The 20,279-nt window shown below is 60.8% G+C and carries 20 protein-coding genes (1 of these 20 only partly in view); 7 read left to right on the forward strand and 13 right to left on the reverse strand.

The genetic code is table 11. The annotated features are described in order from the left end of the window. Positions 1-457, reverse strand: the beginning of a protein-coding gene (gene tyrS, locus P5703_RS18425) for a tyrosine--tRNA ligase (protein ID WP_279641784.1). The gene continues 743 nt to the left of window position 1, outside the view; the window shows 457 of its 1,200 coding nt (coding positions 1-457); the start codon lies at positions 455-457; its stop codon lies beyond the left edge, outside the window. 175 nt (positions 458-632) lie between these two features. Here tyrS and P5703_RS18430 point away from each other — a divergent pair, with 175 nt between their 5' ends. Together P5703_RS18430 and P5703_RS18435 are read left to right on the forward strand one after the other, a co-directional pair. Beyond that, on the forward strand, positions 633-2,042 hold the full coding sequence (locus P5703_RS18430; protein ID WP_013981705.1) for an OapA family protein: 1,410 nt from the start codon (positions 633-635) through the stop codon (positions 2,040-2,042). Positions 2,043-2,044: 2 nt separating this feature from the next. Next, positions 2,045-3,136: an anhydro-N-acetylmuramic acid kinase gene (locus P5703_RS18435; protein WP_185776082.1), complete on the forward strand. Its 1,092-nt coding sequence runs from the start codon at positions 2,045-2,047 to the stop codon at positions 3,134-3,136. 58 nt (positions 3,137-3,194) lie between these two features. Here P5703_RS18435 and erpA read toward each other — a convergent pair whose 3' ends face one another. Continuing rightward, on the reverse strand, positions 3,195-3,545 hold the full coding sequence (gene erpA, locus P5703_RS18440) for an iron-sulfur cluster insertion protein ErpA (RefSeq protein ID WP_011911967.1): 351 nt from the start codon (positions 3,543-3,545) through the stop codon (positions 3,195-3,197). A 113-nt stretch (positions 3,546-3,658) separates the two neighbouring features. Further along, positions 3,659-4,693, reverse strand: coding sequence for an N-acetyl-gamma-glutamyl-phosphate reductase (gene argC, locus P5703_RS18445; protein ID WP_011911966.1), 1,035 nt, complete (start codon positions 4,691-4,693; stop codon positions 3,659-3,661). Between the two features lie 130 nt (positions 4,694-4,823). On the opposite strand from argC, the gene hemJ reads away from it, so the two are divergent. Further along, positions 4,824-5,252 carry a protoporphyrinogen oxidase HemJ gene (gene hemJ, locus P5703_RS18450; RefSeq protein ID WP_013981703.1) on the forward strand — a complete coding sequence of 143 codons (429 nt, stop codon included), beginning with the start codon at positions 4,824-4,826 and terminating at the stop codon, positions 5,250-5,252. A 131-nt stretch (positions 5,253-5,383) separates the two neighbouring features. Further along, a complete protein-coding gene (locus P5703_RS18455; RefSeq protein ID WP_041755346.1) occupies positions 5,384-6,337 on the forward strand; it encodes a DUF805 domain-containing protein in 954 nt (317 codons plus the stop codon). Positions 6,338-6,346: 9 nt separating this feature from the next. Here the strand turns inward: P5703_RS18455 and P5703_RS18460 are convergent, their stop codons facing one another. Then, positions 6,347-7,825 (reverse strand): AAA family ATPase, encoded by a 1,479-nt coding sequence (locus tag P5703_RS18460; protein ID WP_041755343.1) that lies wholly within the window; start codon positions 7,823-7,825, stop codon positions 6,347-6,349. Positions 7,826-7,900: 75 nt separating this feature from the next. Here P5703_RS18460 and P5703_RS18465 point away from each other — a divergent pair, with 75 nt between their 5' ends. Both P5703_RS18465 and coq7 read left to right on the forward strand, forming a co-directional pair. Continuing rightward, entirely contained in the window at positions 7,901-8,242 is a 342-nt protein-coding gene (locus P5703_RS18465; RefSeq protein WP_014595767.1) for a histidine triad nucleotide-binding protein, read from the forward strand. Positions 8,243-8,308: 66 nt separating this feature from the next. Continuing rightward, the gene (gene coq7 / locus P5703_RS18470) at positions 8,309-8,956 is read left to right on the forward strand and encodes a 2-polyprenyl-3-methyl-6-methoxy-1,4-benzoquinone monooxygenase (protein ID WP_011911962.1); all 648 of its coding nucleotides are present in this window, start codon (positions 8,309-8,311) and stop codon (positions 8,954-8,956) included. Positions 8,957-9,365: 409 nt separating this feature from the next. On the opposite strand, the gene P5703_RS18475 is transcribed toward coq7, so the two are convergent. Continuing rightward, positions 9,366-9,788, reverse strand: coding sequence for an OsmC family protein (locus tag P5703_RS18475; protein ID WP_049340803.1), 423 nt, complete (start codon positions 9,786-9,788; stop codon positions 9,366-9,368). A 210-nt stretch (positions 9,789-9,998) separates the two neighbouring features. Between P5703_RS18475 and crp the strand changes: the two genes are divergently transcribed. Beyond that, on the forward strand, positions 9,999-10,643 hold the full coding sequence (gene crp, locus P5703_RS18480) for a cAMP-activated global transcriptional regulator CRP (protein WP_026006489.1): 645 nt from the start codon (positions 9,999-10,001) through the stop codon (positions 10,641-10,643). A 42-nt stretch (positions 10,644-10,685) separates the two neighbouring features. Here crp and trpC read toward each other — a convergent pair whose 3' ends face one another. The 8 genes from trpC to P5703_RS18520 all read right to left on the reverse strand — a co-directional run bounded on the left by trpC (position 10,686) and on the right by P5703_RS18520 (position 20,270). After that, entirely contained in the window at positions 10,686-11,522 is an 837-nt protein-coding gene (gene trpC / locus P5703_RS18485; RefSeq protein ID WP_011911959.1) for an indole-3-glycerol phosphate synthase TrpC, read from the reverse strand. Continuing rightward, the gene (gene trpD / locus P5703_RS18490; RefSeq protein ID WP_049325889.1) at positions 11,519-12,565 is read right to left on the reverse strand and encodes an anthranilate phosphoribosyltransferase; all 1,047 of its coding nucleotides are present in this window, start codon (positions 12,563-12,565) and stop codon (positions 11,519-11,521) included. The genes trpC and trpD overlap by 4 nt, the downstream gene beginning before the upstream one ends. Next, on the reverse strand, positions 12,565-13,164 hold the full coding sequence (locus tag P5703_RS18495) for an aminodeoxychorismate/anthranilate synthase component II (RefSeq protein ID WP_279641785.1): 600 nt from the start codon (positions 13,162-13,164) through the stop codon (positions 12,565-12,567). The genes trpD and P5703_RS18495 overlap by 1 nt, the downstream gene beginning before the upstream one ends. A gap of 691 nt (positions 13,165-13,855) precedes the next feature. After that, positions 13,856-15,184, reverse strand: a complete 1,329-nt coding sequence (locus P5703_RS18500; RefSeq protein ID WP_023464565.1) for an MFS transporter — start codon at positions 15,182-15,184, stop codon at positions 13,856-13,858. A 99-nt stretch (positions 15,185-15,283) separates the two neighbouring features. Then, positions 15,284-15,508 carry a hypothetical protein gene (locus P5703_RS18505; protein WP_031299072.1) on the reverse strand — a complete coding sequence of 75 codons (225 nt, stop codon included), beginning with the start codon at positions 15,506-15,508 and terminating at the stop codon, positions 15,284-15,286. Between the two features lie 134 nt (positions 15,509-15,642). Next, positions 15,643-16,266 (reverse strand): hypothetical protein, encoded by a 624-nt coding sequence (locus tag P5703_RS18510; protein ID WP_023464564.1) that lies wholly within the window; start codon positions 16,264-16,266, stop codon positions 15,643-15,645. A gap of 22 nt (positions 16,267-16,288) precedes the next feature. Further along, positions 16,289-16,969: a HupE/UreJ family protein gene (locus tag P5703_RS18515; protein WP_046164309.1), complete on the reverse strand. Its 681-nt coding sequence runs from the start codon at positions 16,967-16,969 to the stop codon at positions 16,289-16,291. A gap of 160 nt (positions 16,970-17,129) precedes the next feature. Continuing rightward, positions 17,130-20,270 (reverse strand): efflux RND transporter permease subunit, encoded by a 3,141-nt coding sequence (locus P5703_RS18520; RefSeq protein WP_023835649.1) that lies wholly within the window; start codon positions 20,268-20,270, stop codon positions 17,130-17,132. Between the last annotated feature and the right edge of the window lie 9 nt (positions 20,271-20,279).

Below are 20,279 nucleotides of genomic sequence, written 5' to 3' on the forward strand. Positions count from 1 at the left end.
TGAAGTCGTCACGCTCGAGCATTCGCGCAACTGTGTACTGGGAAGCCAGGCGAATGAAGTCTGCAGGCGACAGCTGGTCCATCCAGGTGGAGTTGAATGCCACTTCGGTTCTTGCCGGATCCAGAATCTTGAACACCTGAGCCTTGTAGGTCTCGGCGTTCTCCAGCACCTGATCCCGCGTCAGCGGCGGCCTTGTGGCACTTTTGCCACTTGGGTCACCAATCATCCCGGTGAAATCACCTATAAGGAAGACTACCTGATGCCCGAGCTCCTGAAGCTGGCGCATCTTGTTGATCAGCACCGTGTGACCGAGATGAAGGTCGGGAGCCGTCGGATCGAATCCAGCCTTGACGCGCAGCGGCTCGCCTCGCTCAAGCTTGGCAACCAGCTCAGACTCGACGAGCACCTCATCAGCGCCCCTCTTGATCACCGACAACTGCTCTTGAACCGACTTCATGGCAATGCCCCGCACCATCCATTATAAAGGGCGACAACCTTACAATATCGCAGGCCGTTTACAAACCTCGAGGCCTGCACCGGCCGGCAGTTAACTAGCCGCAAGGGTTGCCTCAACAGGGCTTTGCTTATATTTTAGACAGTTATTTCCCGCACAAAAAAATGCCAGAAGCCCAATGATGCCTTCCAAATCGAAAGCTCCGAACTACCCCAAGAGCCATCTTCTGGCTGCTAGTGGTGTAGCCGCGCTGCTGAGCCTGGCGCTGCTCGTATTCCCATCCCGTGAAGTCGAAGCGAAGAAAACCTTCCTCGACCTCAAGCTCGAGTCCTCCGGACAGATCATTGCCGAGCCTGATACCACCGCGCAAAGCCCCGCAGATTCTCCGTTCGCCTATGCTTCCGACATGCAGACATCCGAGCAGGCGAGCAGTGACGAGGACAAACCAGAAGACCAGACTGGCGAGCCGGTTGCCGAAACTGATCCTCTGGCAAAAAGCGTAGTGGTAGCCAATGGAGATACGCTATCGACCGTATTTGCCAAGGTTGGCCTGTCGCCAGCCGTCATGCATGCAGTTCTGGCGAGCAGTCCGGATGCCAAGCAGCTTTCCCGCCTGAAGATCGGTCAGACGCTCGAATTCCAGCTGACCGAGCAAGGTGAGCTGGCGAGCCTGCGAAGCAAGCTCAACAGTCTCGAAACCCTCGCGCTGGAACAAACCCCCAAGGGATACGTATTCAAGAAAGAGCAGGTGAAGCCGGAGGTCAGTACCGTCTACGCCCGCGGCGAGATCGATAGCAGCCTGTTCCTCGCAGCCAAGCGCGCCGGCCTCAGCCACAACCTGACGATGGATCTGGCCAATGTCTTCGGATATGACATCGATTTCGCGCTCGACATCCGCAAGGGCGACAGCTTCGAGGTCATTTACGAAGAGAAGACTGTGGAAGGTCAGCGCGTAGGTACCGGCAATATCCTGGCTGCCCGCTTTACCAACCGTGGCAAGACCTATTCTGCGGTTCGTTACACCAGCAAGGATGGCACCACCAGCTACTACAACGCCGACGGCACCAGCATGCGCAAAGCGTTTATCCGTACGCCGGTGGACTTCGCCAGAATCAGCTCGCGCTTCTCCAATGGCCGCAAGCATCCCATTCTGAACAAGATTCGTGCACACAAAGGCGTGGATTACGCCGCTCCACACGGCACGCCGATCAAGAGCGCGGGAGATGGCAAGGTCCTGCTGGCAGGCCGCAAGGGGGGCTACGGCAATACCGTGATCATCCAGCACGGCCAGCGCTATCGGACCCTTTACGCGCACATGCAGGGCTTTGCCAAAGGCGTACGCAACGGTTCCACCGTGAAGCAGGGCCAGATCATCGGGTATATCGGGACCACCGGACTTTCCACCGGACCGCACCTGCATTACGAGTTCCAGGTAGACGGTGTCCACGTCGACCCACTCGGACTGAAACTGCCAATGGCCGACCCGATCGCCAAGAGCGAGATGCCACGTTTCATGCAGCAGAGCCAACCCCTGATGGCGCGCATGGATGAAGAAAGGGCCACCATGCTGGCCCTCAACCGGCAGTAATCGTGCCCCTCTATCTGGGAGTGATGTCTGGCACCAGCCTGGATGGTGTGGACCTCGCGCTTGTAGAGCAGACCGACCACACTCGCCTGCTTGCCACCCGCTACCAGGCGATGCCTGACCAGCTCCGCCAGGAGCTGTTGGCGTTGTGCTCATCCTCTGGGGATGAACTGGCGCGGGCGGCCATAGCGGAGCAGCATTGGGCGAAGCTGGTGGCCGGCATGGCCAACCAGCTACTCGCCGAGCAGCACCTCTCGCCCGAATCCGTACGCGCCATCGGCAGCCACGGCCAAACGGTGCGTCATGAACCCCAGCGCGGTTTCACCATTCAGATCGGCAATCCAGCGCTGCTGGCAGAGCTGACCGGCATCACCGTCGTCAGCGACTTCCGCCGTCGCGATGTGGCCGCTGGCGGCCAGGGCGCGCCGCTTGTGCCGGCCTTCCATGAGTCGGTCTTTGGCAGGGCTGATCGAGTGCGCGCGGTGCTTAACATCGGCGGCTTCAGTAATCTCAGTCTTCTATGTCCCGGTAAGCTCACCCATGGTTTCGACTGCGGCCCGGGCAATGCTCTGATGGATGCGTGGATTCAGCGCCACTTGAGCCAACCGTACGACCGTAACGGCGACTGGGCGGCCAGAGGCACGACAGACCAAGGCCTGCTTGGCGACATGCTGCGCGACAGCTTCTTCACGACCCGTGGGCCGAAGAGCACCGGACGCGAGCGATTCAATCTCGAATGGCTGGAAAGAATGCTGGCAGGACGCGAGCACCTGCAGCCCGAAGCAGTACAGGCAACACTGCTCGAGCTGACCGCCAGAAGCATTGCCGAATCACTTGTTGGGAGCCAACCCGATACCCAGGACCTGCTCGTTTGCGGCGGCGGCGCGCATAACCTGGTGCTGATGCGGCGTTTACAAGCGCTACTCCCCGCCATAGATGTCAGAAGCACGGACAGCGAAGGCGTGCCGCCGGATTGGGTGGAAGCGATGGCGTTCGCCTGGCTCGCGCATTGCTGCTTGGAGCGCATCCCTGCCAACCGCCCCAGCGTGACCGGGGCAAGAGGCGCGCGCATCCTCGGCGCCATCTATCCCGCATAGCAAGCCGCGTAAACAAAAACGCCGTGCATAAGCACGGCGTTCTCGGTTCAACGATGGGTCAGATTGAAAACGACTGTCCGCAACCGCAGGTGGTCGTGGCATTCGGATTCTTGATGACAAAGCGCGAGCCTTCCAGACCTTCCTGATAGTCAACCTCAGCACCTGCCAGGTACTGATAGCTCATCGGGTCCACCACGAGACTGACGCCCTCGCGCTCGATAACCGTATCGTCATCGGCCACATCCTCATCGAACGTGAAGCCATACTGGAAACCCGAGCACCCGCCACCCGTGACGAAGACGCGCAGCTTCAGGCGCGGATTGCCTTCCTCATCGACGAGGCTCTTCACCTTGCTCGCAGCCCCCTGACTGAACTGGATGGCGGTGGGCGTGAAGGATTCGACACTCATTGGGTTCTCCTGGCGTGAAACGCCCTACTGCGTTGACGTTGCATTATCGGCTTGCCTGACAAAACCGGTCAACTATTCACCATTGCCCGGTCGAGCTACGTCATGCGACTCCATCACGGCAGCAGCGCCGCATTGCCCAGCCCCATGCGCTCGTCCAGATCAAAAAGGATGTTCATGTTCTGGACGGCCTGACCAGAGGCACCCTTCACCAGATTGTCGATGACCGACAGGATCACGACCAGATCGCCACCCTGAGGGCGGTGCACAGCGATACGGCAGACGTTGGCGCCACGCACGCTACGGGTCTCAGGGTGGCTGCCCGCGGGCATGACGTCCACAAAAGGCTCATCGGCATAGCGCTGCTCGTACAGGCGCTGCAGATCCACCGAAGTATCCGCAACCGTAGCGTACAGTGTCGCATGGATGCCGCGAATCATCGGGGTCAGATGCGGGACGAAGGTCAGGCCAATGTCACCCCGAGCCGCCCGGCGCAGCCCTTGGCTGATTTCAGGCAGATGACGGTGCCCTTTGACGGCGTAGGCCATCATGCTTTCGCCAGCCTCGGTGAACAGCGATCCGATCTTTGCGGCGCGTCCGGCACCACTGACACCGGACTTGCAGTCGGCGATCAAGCGCGACGCATCGGCCAGTCCGTTCTCCAGCAAAGGCAGAAAGCCCAACTGGGTCGCGGTTGGATAGCAGCCAGGTACCGCGATCAGGCGAGCCGTCCTGATCTGATCGCGATTGACCTCCGGCAGGCCGTAAACCGCTTCGGGCAGCAACTCGGGAGCGCCATGAGCCTGGCCGTACCACTTGGCCCACTCATCGGCATCCTGCAATCGGAAATCAGCCGACAGGTCGATCACCCGCGTTCCCGCAGCCAGCAGCTCTCCGGCCAGTGCGTGAGCAACACCATGCGGCGTGGCGAAGAACACGACATCGCAGGCGCCCAGCGTGGCTGCATCGGGCACGCTGAATGCGAGGCCATCGTAGTGCCCGCGCAGGTTCGGGAACATGTCGGTGACCTTTACTCCATCCTCAGAGCGGGAGGTGATCACCACCACTTCGGCCTGCGGATGCTGAGCGAGCAGGCGCAGCAATTCGACGCCCGTATAGCCTGTGCCGCCTACGATACCGACCTTGATCATGACCTGCCCTCGAACTGAAAACGTAAAGGCGCGATGATAAAGCTGCTTTGATCGCGGGCCAACCGTCGGGATGACGGGCGCGACCCCAGCCACTACTATCGACGCGTCCGCCTTCGAAGGATTCAATCCGATGCTTTACCTCTGGCTCAAAGCGCTGCACATCATCGCCATCGTTTGCTGGTTTGCCGGCTTGTTCTACCTGCCGCGCCTGTTCGTCTATCACGCGATGAGTGACGATCAACCTAGCCGGGAACGCTTCAAGATCATGGAAAGGAAGCTGTACCGCGGCATCATGCTGCCGTCGATGATCGCCACCCTGGTTTTCGGAGTATGGATGGTCATGCTCAACCCCGGATTGTTCAGCACCGGAGGATGGCTCCACGCGAAGCTGACCCTGGTGCTTCTGCTGATCGGCTATCACCACATGTGCGGTGCGCAGATGAAGCGCTTTGCACGTGACGAGAACATGCGGGGCCACGTTTTCTATCGCTGGTTCAACGAGATTCCCGTGCTCTTTCTGATCGCCATCGTCATTCTGGTGGTCATCAAGCCGTTCTGAAAGCTCCGATCAAAGCCGGCCCGGCGGCCGGCTTTGTGGCATACAGCTCGAAGTCTTGGCTGAACCGTGTTGTTTCCGCTGAGCAAGCTCTCTACTCTTGCCCCACCACCCATCTGTGACACGGACGCCACATGCAAGAAGCTCAATTCAGGATTGTCTTCAACGGCGAATTGATGCCAGACATGCCTCTCGAGGCAGTGAAGACCAATCTCGCAGCGCTATTCAAGACCGACCTCGGCAAGGTGGAACGCCTGTTCAGTGGCGAGGCTGCCATCATCAAGAGCAAGCTCAGCAGCAATGAGGCCGACAAGTACCTCGGCGCGCTGCACCGGGCGGGGGCCAGGGCATACAAGGAGCCCGAGCGCATAGCACCCTCGTTGAGTCTGGTCCAGACAGAGGAAGAACTGGCTGCTGCACGCGTTCATGAGCCCAGCGCCGCTCCGATGACCTGCCCCAAATGCGGCCACGTGCAAAGCCAGTCCAGCGAATGCAGCGCCTGCGGCATCATCATCGACAAGTACCTCGCACGCCAGGCACAGCTGCGCGAGCAGACCAAGCCTCGCAGCGCAAGCGCAGGGCCTTCCCCGTACGCACCTCCCTCGTCCCTCGTAGGCGAGGTCATGCCGATGCACGGGGAACTCAAGCCCTTCTCCGTCAGCGGACGGATCGGTCGTCTTCGCTATCTGGCCTGGTCCCTGGTCGTCGTGCTCGCGTCAGCGGGCCTGTTCGGCATCGCCGGGATCATCATGGCCATCTCCAGCATTGCCGGCGTGATCTGCATGGGCCTGATCTTCATCGGCATGCTGGTGGTCAACGTACAGATCGGCGTGCAGCGCCTGCACGATTTTGGTTGGTCTGGCTGGCTGCTCCTGCTGAACCTGGTGCCAGTCGTCGGCACGATATTCCCCTTCATCATGATGCTCGTGCCGGGAAGCAAAGACGTCAATCGATACGGCTCGCCGCCGCCCCCCAACAGCCTGTCGGTAAAGATACTCGCGACCCTCTGGCTGCTGGTCATCCTGATTGGCGTCGCGGCAGCATTGACCGTGCCGACGCTGGTCGATCTGCGCCAGAATGCCTTCTGAGGTCAGCAGTCAATCAGCACGCACCGTACGGCCCTGCGCCCAGGCACGCAGGGCCGATAGATGCTCGGACATGACCACCGACAATGGCGCGGTCGCTCGCAGGCTTTCGAGCAGCATCGCCTGATCGACCGGTCTTTGCTGGGCTTGGGCGGCATAGACGGCGCTGACCACCACCTGCTCGATTTCCGCACCAGAGAATCCTTCACTGGCCTCGGCTAGCGCCATGAGCCCAAGACCGTCCGGCTCCATTTCACGGCGAGCAAGGTGAATTCGGAAGATCTCCGCGCGCGTCGCCAGGTCGGGCAGGTCGACGAAGAACAGCTCGTCAAAGCGCCCTTTGCGCAGCAACTCAGGCGGCAGCCGATCGATCGCGTTCGCCGTGGCCACCATGAACACCGGGGCGGTGCGCTCAGCCATCCAAGTCAGCAACGTCCCCAATACTCGCTGGCTGACACCGCCATCCATGTCGCCGGTTGCCAGGCCTTTCTCGATCTCGTCCATCCACAGCACACAAGGCGCCATCTGTTCGGCCAGCGCCAGAGCCTCCCGCAGATTGCGCTCGGTTTCGCCGAAGTACTTGTTGTACAGGCAGGCGAAGTCAAGGCGCAGCAGGGGCAGCCCCCATAAACCGGCAACCGCCTTCGCAGCGAGGCTCTTGCCGCCACCCTGGACCCCGACCAGCATCACCCCGCGTGGCAGGTCGCCACCCTGACCGCCGAGGAATGCGCCCTGACGCTCAGCCAGCCAGCTCTTGAAATTCGCCAGCCCTCCGACTTCCGCAAAGCGCGCGGTTTCGTATTCGAAGCCCAGTACGCCGTCGAGATCCAGCAGCCGGAACTTGGCCCGGTTGAGTTCGGGCAGGTCGTCTTGCGTGATGGCGCCGTCATCGCAGATGACATTGCGCGCGAGGGCTCGCGCCTCGGCGTGGCTCAGGCCGCGCAGATTCTTCACGACCTGCTGCAGGGTCCGATTGTCGGTGCGAACCCTCGCCCCTCGATTGCGCTCGCTCCAGCGAGTGGCTTCCTCACGAACGATCGCGAGCAGCTCCTCTTCGGCAGGCAACGACAGGCTGAATCGTGCAGCGAGGCGTTGCACCTCGGGCGGCAGCTTGAGCGCATGCGACACCAAGACGACGGTGGGCGCCATGGGCGCTTCGCTCAGTGCAATATCCTTGAGCAAGCGCACCAGCTTTGGCTCGTCCAGGTACGGATGCAGATCGCAGAACACATAGAGGTTCGCCCGAACGTCCTGCTTCACCACCTTGAGCGCCACCTCCGGCGAACAGCTCTCCTCGCCGCCTTGCAGCTCACCCCCGAAACCCAGATGCCGCAACCCTTCGGTGGCAGACCAGACGTAAAAACCCAGGCCTTGCCGTACGGCCAGCCCCGTCAGGGTTTCGAGCACCCGCCGCTCGTCCCAGGACTCGACCAGCACGAGTTTGACGCGCGATTCGAGCACAAGGCCCAGATCATGGATATCGTTCTTCACCTCACCTCCCTGTGCAGGCTCACCCTGGCTGGACCGCCCTGATACACTGTACGGCGACGCAATCGGAGAACCGTCATGGATTGCCTGTTTTGCAAGATCGTGGCCGGGGAAATCCCGGCGCGCAAGCTTTATGAGGACGATCAGGTCATTGCCTTCCACGACATTGGCGCTCAGGCTCCCGTCCACTTTCTGGTCATTCCGAAAAAGCACATTGCCACGCTGCATGATCTGAGCGAGAAGGACGACAAGGTGCTCGCCGGGCACATCCTCTTCACGGCGCAGCGCCTGGCCGAAGAACAGGGCTGCCAGGATGGCTTTCGAGTCGTAATGAACTGCAACGACCTTGGCGGGCAGACGGTCTATCACATTCATATGCACGTACTCGGACAACGCCAGATGCACTGGCCGCCCGGCTGACGGCAGCGCAATCCCCACACCGCGAATGATGCCTTGCTAGCGACCTCATCTTTTTCCGGAGGACATATGCCCAGCCAACGCCACTACTCCCCTGCCGACCGACTGCTCATGCAGGCCGATGCGGCATTACGGACGCTGCTCCCGTTCAGCGGTCAACCCTCGCGCCCTTCGCCGGCACTGCTGAAGACCGAGGCGGAGCTCAGCGAGAGTGAAGCCCGCCATGTTGCCGGGTTGATGCGCATCAACCACACCGGTGAAGTCTGCGCCCAGGCGCTTTACCAGGGGCAGGCACTGACGGCGCGCCTGCCGCAGGTGCGCCAGGCGATGGAGCAGGCTGCGGATGAGGAGATCGATCATCTGGCCTGGTGTGAGCAGCGCATCCGCCAGCTGGGCAGCCACACCAGTGTGCTCAACCCGATTTTCTATGGCCTTTCCTTCGGCATCGGGGCCTCGGCCGGGTTGATCAGCGACCGCATCAGTCTCGGCTTTGTCGCGGCGACCGAAGACCAGGTCTGCAAGCACCTGGACGATCACCTCGGCCAGTTGCCAGCCGGGGATGAGAAATCCCGAGCCATTCTCGAGCAGATGCGCGAGGACGAAGCACAGCATTCCACGGCGGCGATCGAAGCCGGCGGGCTGCGCTTCCCGGCACCCGTCAAGTTCGGCATGAGCCTGGTTTCTAAAGTCATGACCAAAGCCACCTACCGCATCTGAATAGGCGAGCGGGCACAAGGGCGCAGCGGCGCCCTTTCTTGTTTATGTCGATCATCTGATACGCCGGGCATGTATCCGCGAAGACACAATTGAATTCATGCTCGATGCGATGTGTTCGTTCCCTCGATCCGAATGAGCCCGCGCGAAAAGCCGAAGGTGACGATGTTCGATCGAATCTTCGATCAGCAAAGAGTGCCTTCAGCGGCGAGATCACGGCAATGTCGAGATATTTGCACTTGTGATCGATCACATCGCTAAGAATCTGGTGAGCCATTCGGCGTCGTAAGTGTCGTCCATGCGTTGTACATACGCCAGTTGATCTCAGACGTCGCGGCATGCAGAGCCATATATATCGGAGTTCAATGCCTTGGTCAGGTTATTGAGCCTGGCCGGACCTGCACGGCCACGATCAGTCCAGTTCGACGATTTCGTAGGCGTGGGTGATCTCGACGCCAGCTCTACCGAGCATGATGGAAGCGGAGCAGTACTTCTCGGCCGACAGCTCGACGGCGCGCTTGACCTGACCCTCCTTCAACCCGCGGCCCTTGACGACGAAACGCAGGTGGATACGGGTAAATACCTTGGGGTCTTCCGAAGCGCGTTCGGCCTCTACGAAGGCTTCGCAGCTATCGACCGCCTGTCGCGACTTTTTCAGGATGCTGACCACGTCGAAATTGCTGCAGCCACCCAGGCCGAGCAGCAGCATCTCCATGGGCCGTACACCGAGGTTTCGCCCACCATTCTCCGGCGGTCCATCCATCACAACGACATGACCGCTTCCGGATTCGCCCAGAAACATAGCGCCGTCAACCCATTGAATGCGCGCTTTCATCGCCAACTCCATTTAAATCAGGGCGAATAGCTTAACATGGGCCTCGAGATCGTCAGCGACAACACACACGACTAAAGGTGCGTTGACCAGCACGTTTCCAATATCGCAACTTTGCTATTGGACTACCTTCATCGTTAAGCTGACGAGAGCTGAATCACAGCCAAAATAACAATAATCAGTCCTTTCAAATACTTATCCGGGACCCACAGCATGGTAGCTATCTCTCTTACGCCCAAGATAAAGAACATCGACAAGTTGCTCGCGCATTGCCATAGACGGCGATACACGGCAAAAAGCACGATCATTTATGCAGGCGACCGATGCGAGTCGCTCTTTTTCATCGTTAAAGGCTCGGTCACCATCCTTATCGAGGATGATGACGGCCGCGAGATGATCATCGCTTACCTGAACGCGGGCGACTTTTTCGGAGAGATGGGGCTTTTCGAAAAGGAAGGTTCGGACAAGGAACGTAGCGCCTGGGTCCGCGCAAAGACCGAGTGCGAAGTGGCCGAGCTGAGCTACGCGAAATTCCGCGAGCTGACCCAGCAGGATCCGGACATTCTCTATGCGCTCGGCAGCCAGATGGCCGAACGCCTGCGCAACACCACGCGCAAGGTCGGAGACCTGGCCTTTCTCGACGTCACCGGCCGCGTCGCGCGCACGCTGCTGGATCTGTGCAAGCAGCCCGACGCCATGACCCATCCGGACGGCATGCAGATCAAGATCACCCGTCAGGAAATCGGTCGCATTGTTGGCTGCTCCCGCGAAATGGTCGGCCGCGTGCTGAAGAGCCTGGAGTCGCAGGGTCTCGTCTACGTCAAAGGCAAGACCATGGTGGTGTTCGGAACCCGCTGACCCGTCAGACTCGCCGCCTGTGCGCGTCACGCGGGCAGGCGGTCATTCCGGATCGGCGACCACACCGCGGCTTCGAGCCCGGTCGGGAAAGAACAACCGCTGCAACTCGACGCCCGGCTGCTCGGCGCGCATGAAAGCCTCGCCTACCAGAAACGCGTAGACCTGATTGATTTCCATCAGCTCGACGTCAGCCCGATTGAGAATCCCGCTCTCGGTAATCACCAGACGATCCTTCGGCACCCGCGGCAGCAGGTCCAGCGTGGTCTCCAGACTGACCTCGAACGTGTGCAGGTTGCGGTTGTTGATGCCGACCAGCGGAGTCTCCAGGCGCAGCGCCCGCTCCAGTTCGTCGCCATCGTGCACCTCGACCAGAACGTCCAGGCCGTGAGCCTTGGCCACCGCCGCCAGTTCATGCATCCGCGCATCGTCCAATGCCGCCACGATCAGCAGGATGCAGTCGGCGCCAAGTGCGCGCGCCTCGACCACCTGATAGGGATCGATCATGAAGTCCTTGCGAATCACCGGCAGCGAACAGGCCGCACGGGCTTGCTGCAGATAGGCATCGGCACCCTGGAAGAAATCGATGTCGGTCAGCACCGACAGACAGGCAGCTCCGCCGGCCTCGTAACCGGCCGCAATCTCGGCAGGCAGGAACGGGTCGCGAATGACGCCCTTGCTCGGCGAGGCCTTCTTCACTTCGGCGATCACCGCTGGCTCCTTGGCGTTCACGCGCTGCTCGAGCGCCGCCGCGAAGCCGCGCACCGGGTCGGCGATCGCGGCCTGCTGCTCCAGCTCTGCCAGGCCGATTCGACGGCTGCGCTCGGCAACCTCCTCGAGCTTGCGCGCGATGATCTTCTCCAGCACGGTCGGCACACTCATTTCTGATTCTCCTGCTTGAACACCGCGGTGAAGGACACCAGCTCTTCCAGCTTGTCGCGGGCGATACCCGAGCACAGCGCGTCATGGGCCATTTCCACGCCCTGTTTCAGCGTGGTCGCCACATCGGCGGCATAAAGCGCGGCCCCGGCGTTAAGCACGATCATGTCGGCAGCCTTCTGCCCGTTCTCGCTCTTGCGCCGGCCCAGCGCATCACGGATCAGTGCCAGCGAGCCCTGGACGTCCTCGACATTGAGGCCGATCAGGCTCTGACTCTTGATACCGAAATCCTCGGGCTGGATGCTGTACTCACGGATCTCGCCGTCCTTCAGCTCGGCGACATGCGTCGGCGCCGCCAGGCTGATCTCGTCCAGCCCATCCTGCGCGTGCACCACCAGCACATGCTTGCTGCCCAACCGAGACAACACTTCGGCCATCGGCCGGCACAACGCCTTGCTGAACACGCCGAGCACCTGATGCCGGACACCCGCCGGGTTCGCCATCGGACCGAGGATGTTGAACAGGGTACGCAACCCGAGTTCGCGGCGAGGCCCGGCCGCGTACTTCATGGCGCCATGATGGGCCGGTGCGAACATGAAGCCGACACCGACGGTATCGACACTGCGCGCCACCTGCTCGGGCGTCAGGTCGAGAAAGACCCCTGCCGCCTCGAGCAGATCGGCACTGCCGCTCTTGCCGGATACCGCACGATTGCCGTGCTTGGCCACCTTGCCGCCAGCAGCCGCAACGACGAACGAGGCAGCGGTGGACACGTTGAAGATGTTCATCCCGTCGCCACCGGTGCCACAGGTGTCGACCAGCTTGTCGGTGTCGAAACGCACCGGAGCGGCCAGCTCGCGCATGACCTGCACGGCGCCGACGATCTCGTCGATGGTTTCGCTCTTCATGCGCATGCCCATGAGAAACGCGCCGACCTGCGCGTCTGTGCACTGACCGGTCATGATCTGGCGCATCACCGCCTGCATTTCCTCGGTGGTCAGATCCAGCTGGCCGACGATGCGGTTGAGGGCTTCCTTGATATCCATCAGCGCACACCTCCGGTCTGCTTCAGAAAATTCGCGAACAGCTCATGGCCCTGGTCGGTAAGGATCGACTCGGGGTGGAACTGCACGCCCTCGATGTTCAGCGTCTTGTGTCGCAGCCCCATGATCTCGTCCACCGAACCGTCAGCGAACTGAGTCCAGGCGGTGATCTCCAGGCAATCGGGTAGCGTTTCGCGCTTGACCACCAGCGAGTGGTAACGGGTGACGGTCAGCGGATTATTGAGCCCGGCGAACACACCCTGATCATGGTGAAACACCGGACTGGTCTTGCCGTGCATGGCCTGACGGGCGCGCACCACATCGCCACCGAAGGCCTGACCGATGCTCTGGTGGCCGAGGCAGACGCCGAGAATCGGCAACTTGCCGGCGAAATGACGAATCAGCTCCAGCGACACACCGGCCTCGTTCGGCGTACACGGGCCGGGCGAGACGACGATCCGCTCCGGATTCAGCGCTTCGATTTCGGCTACGCTCAGTTCGTCGTTGCGCACCACTTTGACGTCAGCGCCCAGCTCGCCGAGGTACTGCACGACGTTGTAGGTAAAGGAATCGTAGTTATCCAACATCAGCAGTTTAGTCATAACAACCTCTTGTTTTTTCTATATTTTTTATGCCGATGCTTCGATCTATATACACAGACATATACACACATGCACCGGATTTCGGCAGCACAAGCGTCGGAGAATGCCCTTGTGGGGTGGCAGCAAGCATGGAGGCCTGCCTCACGGTGCGTCTCTGCAAGACGCCTCGATGGGACTCCTTGCGAGACCGCCGGCCTTGATGCCGGTGAGCGACGTGCGCAACCGAGCACCACGAGGACGCGGTGCGCGAGGCGCTACCTATGGCGGGGAAATTTAATGGCATCGGGCAATCTCCTGAGTTTTGGAGCCGCCGTGCCGGAGAGCCATCTGCTGAACCTTGCCTGCCGGTACGGCGGCAAGGTGCGGGTCGAGGCCGCAACGACGTGCCGCTTCCTACTGGAAGCGCCACCACTGAGCAACGTTGATCGAAGCGGTACGGGTCATGGCAGACCGAGGTTCAGTTAACCGGGGAAGATACATGCGGAAGCGAACTCTCCCACAGCAGCTTCATATCCGAGTTATTGTAACACGTATTCCTATTTGCCGTCTACCGGCCATACGCATTAACGCATACGAAAGGTCACCCTCAAAGCCGGCAAACTGACCCGCCTACACGACCACGGTCTTCACGTGAGCATGAACTGCGCCAGTGGTTCGGAGGGGCAGCACAGTAGGCAGGGAGATGGCCCTGTCATCCCGGCCACCGCCGATGCAGACTGTCGATGACGAAAGGATGCGCATGAGGAGCGGCACCATGCGCACTGAAGTGCGGGTGGTTCGCCGGCAGACCATCATGGTCGTGAACGAGAACCGCTTGCTCCTCCCTCGGCCAGTTTCGGATCGCAGCGACCATGCCCAACAGCGCAAGGCCACTCAAAGCGGCCAGCGCGACGCCGAGACCGAACGTCAGGCCCACCCAGCCCGCCAGGGGATAAGCCAGCAGCCAGCAGACGTGCGAGAAGGAAAACTGCGCGGCAAACACGGCCGACAGGTCTTCCTCGTGCGCTGATCGACGTATCAGGCGCCCGCCCGGTGTGACCAGACCGGCATAGGCGATGCCCATCAGGCCCCAGGCAGGCAGCAATACCGCCCAGCTACGCCCCGATGGCAACGCGACCCAACATAAGGTGGTGATCAGCAGCACCGCCACCATCACGATAGCGGCCGACAGCATCACCCGGCGATCGGCGACCTGATCGAGTACCTTGGGCAATAGTAGTGCGGCCACCATGGAGCCACCACCGAAGGTCGCCAGCGCCAGCGCAAGCTGTTGCTCACTGCCGCCGAGGACATCCCGCACGATCACGATGGTGTTGACGAACACCATCGCACCACCGGCTGCCGCGCACATATTCAGCGCCAGCAGGCCACGCAACCGTGGCGTGCGCAGATAGATCCTCATGCCGCGCAGCATCCGCTCGCCAAGCCCATCACTGCGCGAGTCGCCAGCGACGGTCGGCAGCGCGGCCGCCAGAATCAACCCCGCCGACAGCGCGAAACCAAAAGCCGTGCCAACGAACAGGACATGGAAACTGACCCAAACCAACAGGGCCGCCGCAAGCATGGGGCTGAGCAGGCTTTCCAAGTCATAGGCCATACGCGACAAGGACAAGGCACGGGTGTAATCGCGCTCCTCGGGGAGCACTTCCGGAATCAAGGACTGGAACAGCGGCGTGAATCCCGCCGAGGCTGATTGCAACACCGCAATCAGCAGATAAATTTGCCAAATTTCCGTGACGAACGGCAGCGCCAGCACGACGCCCGCCCGGACGACATCGAGCGAAATCAGCACCGCCTTGCGCCTGGCCGGCGGCACGATGGCGCCCGCCAGCGGCGCCAGCAGGACATAGACCGTCATCTTGATCGCCAGCGCCGTGCCCAGCACCGCCCCGGCCCCCGAACCGGCCAGATCGTAGGCCAGCAGCGCCAGCGCCACGGTCGCCAGTCCGGTGCCGACAAGTGCGACAACTTGCGCCAAAAACAACCGGCGGAACGTGGCATGTTGAAGAATGGCGAGCATGACTGGCTCCTGGAAAAATTGTGGCAAAGACACGTAACCGTCACCAACGCAGTGCGGTTACGGTCCAAGCTGTCAGTTACCGTTGCCGGACGAGCGCGCTCAAGACTCTTCTTTCTCCTTCGCGGCGTCGCATTGCTCCTTCAGCTTCCTGACTTCAGGATAAGCCACATCGGTGACATAACGCTCTCCATCGGCCAGTTGCTCGCAGGTCTTGGGCATCAACTTGTCGTTATCGGAACCATGCCCTCCAGGATGAGCCATAACGAACGTGGACGCCAACGAGGCACTGGCGGCAACAACAACCAATATCGAACGAATCTGCATTTCACTATCTCCTGATAACTGAATCCGGTGTACACACCGGAAGGGGGTTTACAACACCCCGGTTCCTGCCAGACGCATGGCCTGTGGCAGGGATGCCGGAGTACATGGGACTGGAGTCCATGTCAGTTGGCGAATCACAGGACACGCTTCATTTCCGTGTACTGGCCTCGGGTACGAATGATCACGGTTACGTCAGCACTGTCGCGGTTGCGCCAGAACCAGCCGTGGTTACCATCGAATGCAGCTTCGAGCACACCGTCATCGCCGGGTACTGCGCGCCCTTTCTCATAACTGATCGACTGACCGCCGCCACCGCCATCGCCATGGGTGTCGAAGTTCACCACGCCGCCTTCGGCAACCCAACTGAACTGCGCCTGCTCGCCGGTCTTCATGCTGAGTTTCACCTCGGCACCTTCGCCAGGCTGCAACACCACGCGTATCTCGTCGCGCCAGGCAGCACCCGCCACAGGCTGCGCGGACGATGTAACAGGCATTACAGCGGGCGCCGACTGCTCCGCCGCCAGCGCCGCATCCCTGGCTGCGTCGGCAGCCGCTTCCTCAGCCAACTGTGTCTTGATCTCACCCATCTCGCTCAGTCCGAGCACGCGACCGATTCCGGTGGGATCAATCCCATACTCGGAAGGCAACACGATCGCGATCAGAATCGCGAAGGCGGCAACCAGCGCGATGAGTGTCGAGCGCAACAACTGCTTCGAGGTTGGCAAATCGTCGAGGGTGGGCTTTGTTACGTTGTACATAGTGGTTTTCTCCGTGTGCGGTTCAAGAAACGAAATAGCCGGTGAGCTGGTAACCGATCAGAATGAAGCCAGCACACATCATCGCGACGTTCGCGGTATAGGCATGGCGCCAGAAGCTCGCCGTCCGACGCCAGTAACCCATGACAATCAGGATCGCGCCCAACGCCAGCAATTGGCCGATCTCAACGCCGACGTTGAAAGCCAGCAGATTCGGAATCAGCCCATCGGGTGAGATGTCGTACTCGATAATCTTCGTGGACAGGCCGAAACCGTGGAACAAGCCGAAGACCAACGTTGCGATTTTCGTATCGGGCTGGAACCCGAACCATCGCTGGAACGCGCCGATGTTGTCGAGCCCTTTGTAGACCACCGACAGACCGATGATGGCGTCGATAATGTAGCTGTTGATGCCGATATTGAAGTACACACCCAGCAGCATCGTGGTCGAATGACCGATGGCGAACAGGGTCACGTACAGGCCGATATGCTTCATCCTGTAGAGGAAGAAGATCACGCCGAACAGGAACAGAATATGGTCATACCCGGTCGCCATGTGCTTGGCGCCGAGGTACGCGAAGGAGACAAGGTGGACACCTGTGATCTCCTGAATATAACCCTTGTCGCCCTCGGCAATAGCATGTGCCAATGCCTCATTGGTGCTCGCAAGCAGAAGTACGACCACGGCGGCGAGAAACAGGGACATTCGCAGCCAAGCCTGCTGCTGTCGCAGGCCTGACACCACTACAGATACTCTTTCACTCATGAACTTCGCACCTTAAATCGGATTAAAAATAATTTCCTGTCTGGCATGCATTGCGAGCAATGCGAGGACGAACCGGAACCGAAGAAACAGGCCATCCAGGTCACGTCGTTTTTGTCGCCTCATGTTCGGTATTTCGATGAGTCAGGCGATACAGCGCCGGCAACACCAGCAGTGTCAGCAGTGTCGAGGAGATGATCCCGCCGATGACCACGGTGGCGAGCGGTCGCTGCACTTCCGCGCCTGTGCCGACGTTGAGCGCCATGGGGATGAAGCCAAGGCTCGCGACCAGGGCGGTCATCAGTACCGGGCGCAGTCGCGTCGTGGCCCCGTTGACGATGGCGTCCTGCAACGGCAGCCCATCGTCGAGCAGCTTGCGGATGAAGCTCACCATCACCAGGCCATTGAGCACCGCCACACCCGAGAGGGCGATGAAGCCGACACCCGCCGAGATGGAGAATGGAATATCACGTAGCCACAAGGCGACCACACCCCCCGTTAATGCCAGGGGCACGCCGCTGAAGATGATCGCCGCATCCCGGCCCGAGCCAAAGGCCATGAACAGCAGACCAAAGATCATGAACAGCACCACAGGCACTACCACCGACAGACGTTGACCGGCCGCAATGAGCTGCTCGAAGGTGCCGCCATAATCGACCCAATAGCCCGCCGGCAACTCGATCTGACGGTTCACCTGTACGCGTACTTCTTCCACGAACGAACCCAGGTCGCGCCCACGCACATTGCTGGTGACGACCACCCGGCGCTTGCCGTTCTCCCGGCTGATCTGGTTGGGACCGGGCGCCACCTCAATCGACGCGAGCTGACCGAGCGGCACGTAGGCGGCCTGACCCAGGCCAGCAGCGATGTCAGCCGGTATTGGAATCGGCAGGGATTCAAGCACCTTCGGGTCTTGACGCCGCGCTTCCGGCAGCCGCACCACGATGTCAAAGCGGCGGTCGCCCTCGAACACCTGGCCAGCGACGGCACCGCCCAAGGCGATCGCAACGGTCTGCTGCAGGTCGTCGATCGCCAGGCCGTAGCGGGCGAGCGCCTCCAGGTTTGGTGTGATCGTCATCAGCGGCAGGCCCGTCACCTGTTCGACTGCCACGCCCGCCGCCCCGGGAATGCTTTCGGTCAAAGCCGCGATCTGTGCACCGATTTCGGCCAGTTGGTCCATATCGTCGCCGAACACCTTGATGGCCACCTCGGCACGCACGCCGGCAAGCAACTCGTTCATACGCATCTGCACCGGTTGCAGGAACTCGTATTTACTACCTGGGATTGCGCTGACTGCTTCTTCCATTTCAGCAACCAACGCCGTCTTCGGCTTGCGCGGGTCAGGCCAATCGTCGCGATCCTTGAGCATGATGAAGGTGTCGGCCACCGACGGCGGCATGGGATCGGTCGCGACCTCGGCCGTGCCGATCTTGGAGAACACTTCCTCCACCTCGGGAAACTGCTTGAGCCGGTCCTCCAGTTGGCGTTGCATACCGATCGCCTGGGTCAAACTGGTGCCGGGGATGCGCAGCGCGTGCAGGGCAATGTCACCCTCGTCCAGATCCGGGATGAACTCGGTGCCCAGGCGCGTCGCCAGCATGGCCGACAGCACCACCAGCACCAACGCCGCTGCGACGACCACGACGCGCAACTTGATGGCCTGCTTGAGCAAAGGGGCATAGCAGCGGCTGATACCGCGCATCACCCTGGTTTCCTTCTCGGATACCTTGCCGGTGACGATCATGGCCACGGCCGCCGGCACGAAGGTCAGCGACAACGCCATCGCGGCGGTCAGCGCCATCACCACGGTCAGCGCCATGGGATGGAACATTTTCCCTTCGACACCGGACAGCGCGAAGATCGGCAGATAGACGACCGTGATGATGAACATGCCAAACAGACTAGGCTTGATGACCTCAGCGCCAGCCTTGGCCGTCAGGTCGAAGCGCTCGTCGCGGGTCAACAGGCGGCCGAGCTGATGCTGCCGCTGACTGAAGCGCCGCAGGCAGTTCTCCACGATAATCACCGCACCATCGACGATCAGACCAAAGTCCAGCGCCCCCAGGCTCATCAGGTTGGCCGACACCTTGTTCTGCACCATGCCCGTGATCGTCATCAGCATGGTGAATGGAATCACCGCAGCGGTAATCAGCGCCGCCCGGATGTTGCCCAGCAACAGGAACAGCACCGCAATGACCAGCAGAGCGCCTTCCAGCAGGTTCTTCTGTACGGTAGCGATGGCGCGATCAACCAGTTGAGTGCGGTCATAGGCGGTATGCGCACGCACGCCCTCTGGAAGCGTTTCGTTGATCTCCGCGAGCATCTCACCCGTGCGCTGCGCAACAGCACGGCTGTTCTCGCCAACCAGCATGAACACCGTACCCAGCACGATCTCCTCGCCATCCTTGGTCGCCGCTCCAGTCCGCAGACCACCGCCCTCGATCACGTCAGCAACATCGCCAATGCGCAATGGCAGACCGTCACGCGTCGCCACGACGATCTGGCGCAGCCCCTGGATGTCGGCGACCTGGCCGGGAACGCGGATCAGGTATTGCTCACCGAAACGCTCGATGTAGCCAGCGCCCACGTTAGCGTTGTTGCGCGCGACCGCATCCAACAGATCACTCATGGTCAACCCGTAGGCCAGTAACTTGGCCGGGTCAGGCGTGATTTGGAATTGGCGTTCATAGCCACCGATGGTGTTGACTTCCGTCACGCCCTTCAGGTTGCGGAGCTGCGGACGAACCACCCAATCCTGAAGGGTGCGCAATGCCGTCGGCGACCACGTTTCTTCGTAGCCCGGCTCAGGCTCCACGGTGTACATGAAAATCTCGCCCAAGCCGGTTGCCACTGGCCCGAGCGCGGGGTTCAAGCCGGCGGGAATCCACGAGGCCGCCTGCTGCAAGCGCTCGGCGACTTGCTGCCGCGCGAAGTAGATATCGGTACCGTCTTCAAAAACCGCCGTCACCTGCGACAGGCCGTAGCGGGAGATAGAGCGGGTATAGTCGAGCCGCGCGATGCCGGCAAGCGCCATCTCCACCGGCAAAGTGACGCGCTGCTCGGCTTCGAGCGGCGAATAGCCCGGCGCTTCCGTGTTGATCTGCACCTGGACGTTGGTGATGTCCGGTACCGCATCAATCGGCAGACGGCTGTAGTTCCAGATGCCCAGGCCCGACAGCGCCAACACCAGAGCGAGTACGAGCCAGCGATGCGCGATGGACGCGCGAATGATACGCTCAAGCATATCCGTGTC

The sequence above is a fragment of the Stutzerimonas sp. FeSN7 genome (assembly GCF_030263795.1).
Lineage (GTDB): Bacteria > Pseudomonadota > Gammaproteobacteria > Pseudomonadales > Pseudomonadaceae > Stutzerimonas > Stutzerimonas stutzeri.

Excerpts from the sequence above, each read along its gene's own strand:
- P5703_RS18430 (WP_013981705.1), top strand. The coding sequence starts at position 633 with ATGATGCCTTCCAAATCGAAAGCTCCGAACTACCCCAAGAGCCATCTT.
- erpA (WP_011911967.1), bottom strand. The coding sequence starts at position 3,545 with ATGAGTGTCGAATCCTTCACGCCCACCGCCATCCAGTTCAGTCAGGGG.
- argC (WP_011911966.1), bottom strand. The coding sequence starts at position 4,693 with ATGATCAAGGTCGGTATCGTAGGCGGCACAGGCTATACGGGCGTCGAA.
- hemJ (WP_013981703.1), top strand. The coding sequence starts at position 4,824 with ATGCTTTACCTCTGGCTCAAAGCGCTGCACATCATCGCCATCGTTTGC.
- P5703_RS18455 (WP_041755346.1), top strand. The coding sequence starts at position 5,384 with ATGCAAGAAGCTCAATTCAGGATTGTCTTCAACGGCGAATTGATGCCA.
- P5703_RS18465 (WP_014595767.1), top strand. The coding sequence starts at position 7,901 with ATGGATTGCCTGTTTTGCAAGATCGTGGCCGGGGAAATCCCGGCGCGC.
- coq7 (WP_011911962.1), top strand. The coding sequence starts at position 8,309 with ATGCCCAGCCAACGCCACTACTCCCCTGCCGACCGACTGCTCATGCAG.
- P5703_RS18475 (WP_049340803.1), bottom strand. The coding sequence starts at position 9,788 with ATGAAAGCGCGCATTCAATGGGTTGACGGCGCTATGTTTCTGGGCGAA.
- crp (WP_026006489.1), top strand. The coding sequence starts at position 9,999 with ATGGTAGCTATCTCTCTTACGCCCAAGATAAAGAACATCGACAAGTTG.
- trpC (WP_011911959.1), bottom strand. The coding sequence starts at position 11,522 with ATGAGTGTGCCGACCGTGCTGGAGAAGATCATCGCGCGCAAGCTCGAG.
- trpD (WP_049325889.1), bottom strand. The coding sequence starts at position 12,565 with ATGGATATCAAGGAAGCCCTCAACCGCATCGTCGGCCAGCTGGATCTG.
- P5703_RS18495 (WP_279641785.1), bottom strand. The coding sequence starts at position 13,164 with ATGACTAAACTGCTGATGTTGGATAACTACGATTCCTTTACCTACAAC.
- P5703_RS18500 (WP_023464565.1), bottom strand. The coding sequence starts at position 15,184 with ATGCTCGCCATTCTTCAACATGCCACGTTCCGCCGGTTGTTTTTGGCG.
- P5703_RS18505 (WP_031299072.1), bottom strand. The coding sequence starts at position 15,508 with ATGCAGATTCGTTCGATATTGGTTGTTGTTGCCGCCAGTGCCTCGTTG.
- P5703_RS18510 (WP_023464564.1), bottom strand. The coding sequence starts at position 16,266 with ATGTACAACGTAACAAAGCCCACCCTCGACGATTTGCCAACCTCGAAG.
- P5703_RS18515 (WP_046164309.1), bottom strand. The coding sequence starts at position 16,969 with ATGTCCCTGTTTCTCGCCGCCGTGGTCGTACTTCTGCTTGCGAGCACC.
- P5703_RS18520 (WP_023835649.1), bottom strand. The coding sequence starts at position 20,270 with ATGCTTGAGCGTATCATTCGCGCGTCCATCGCGCATCGCTGGCTCGTA.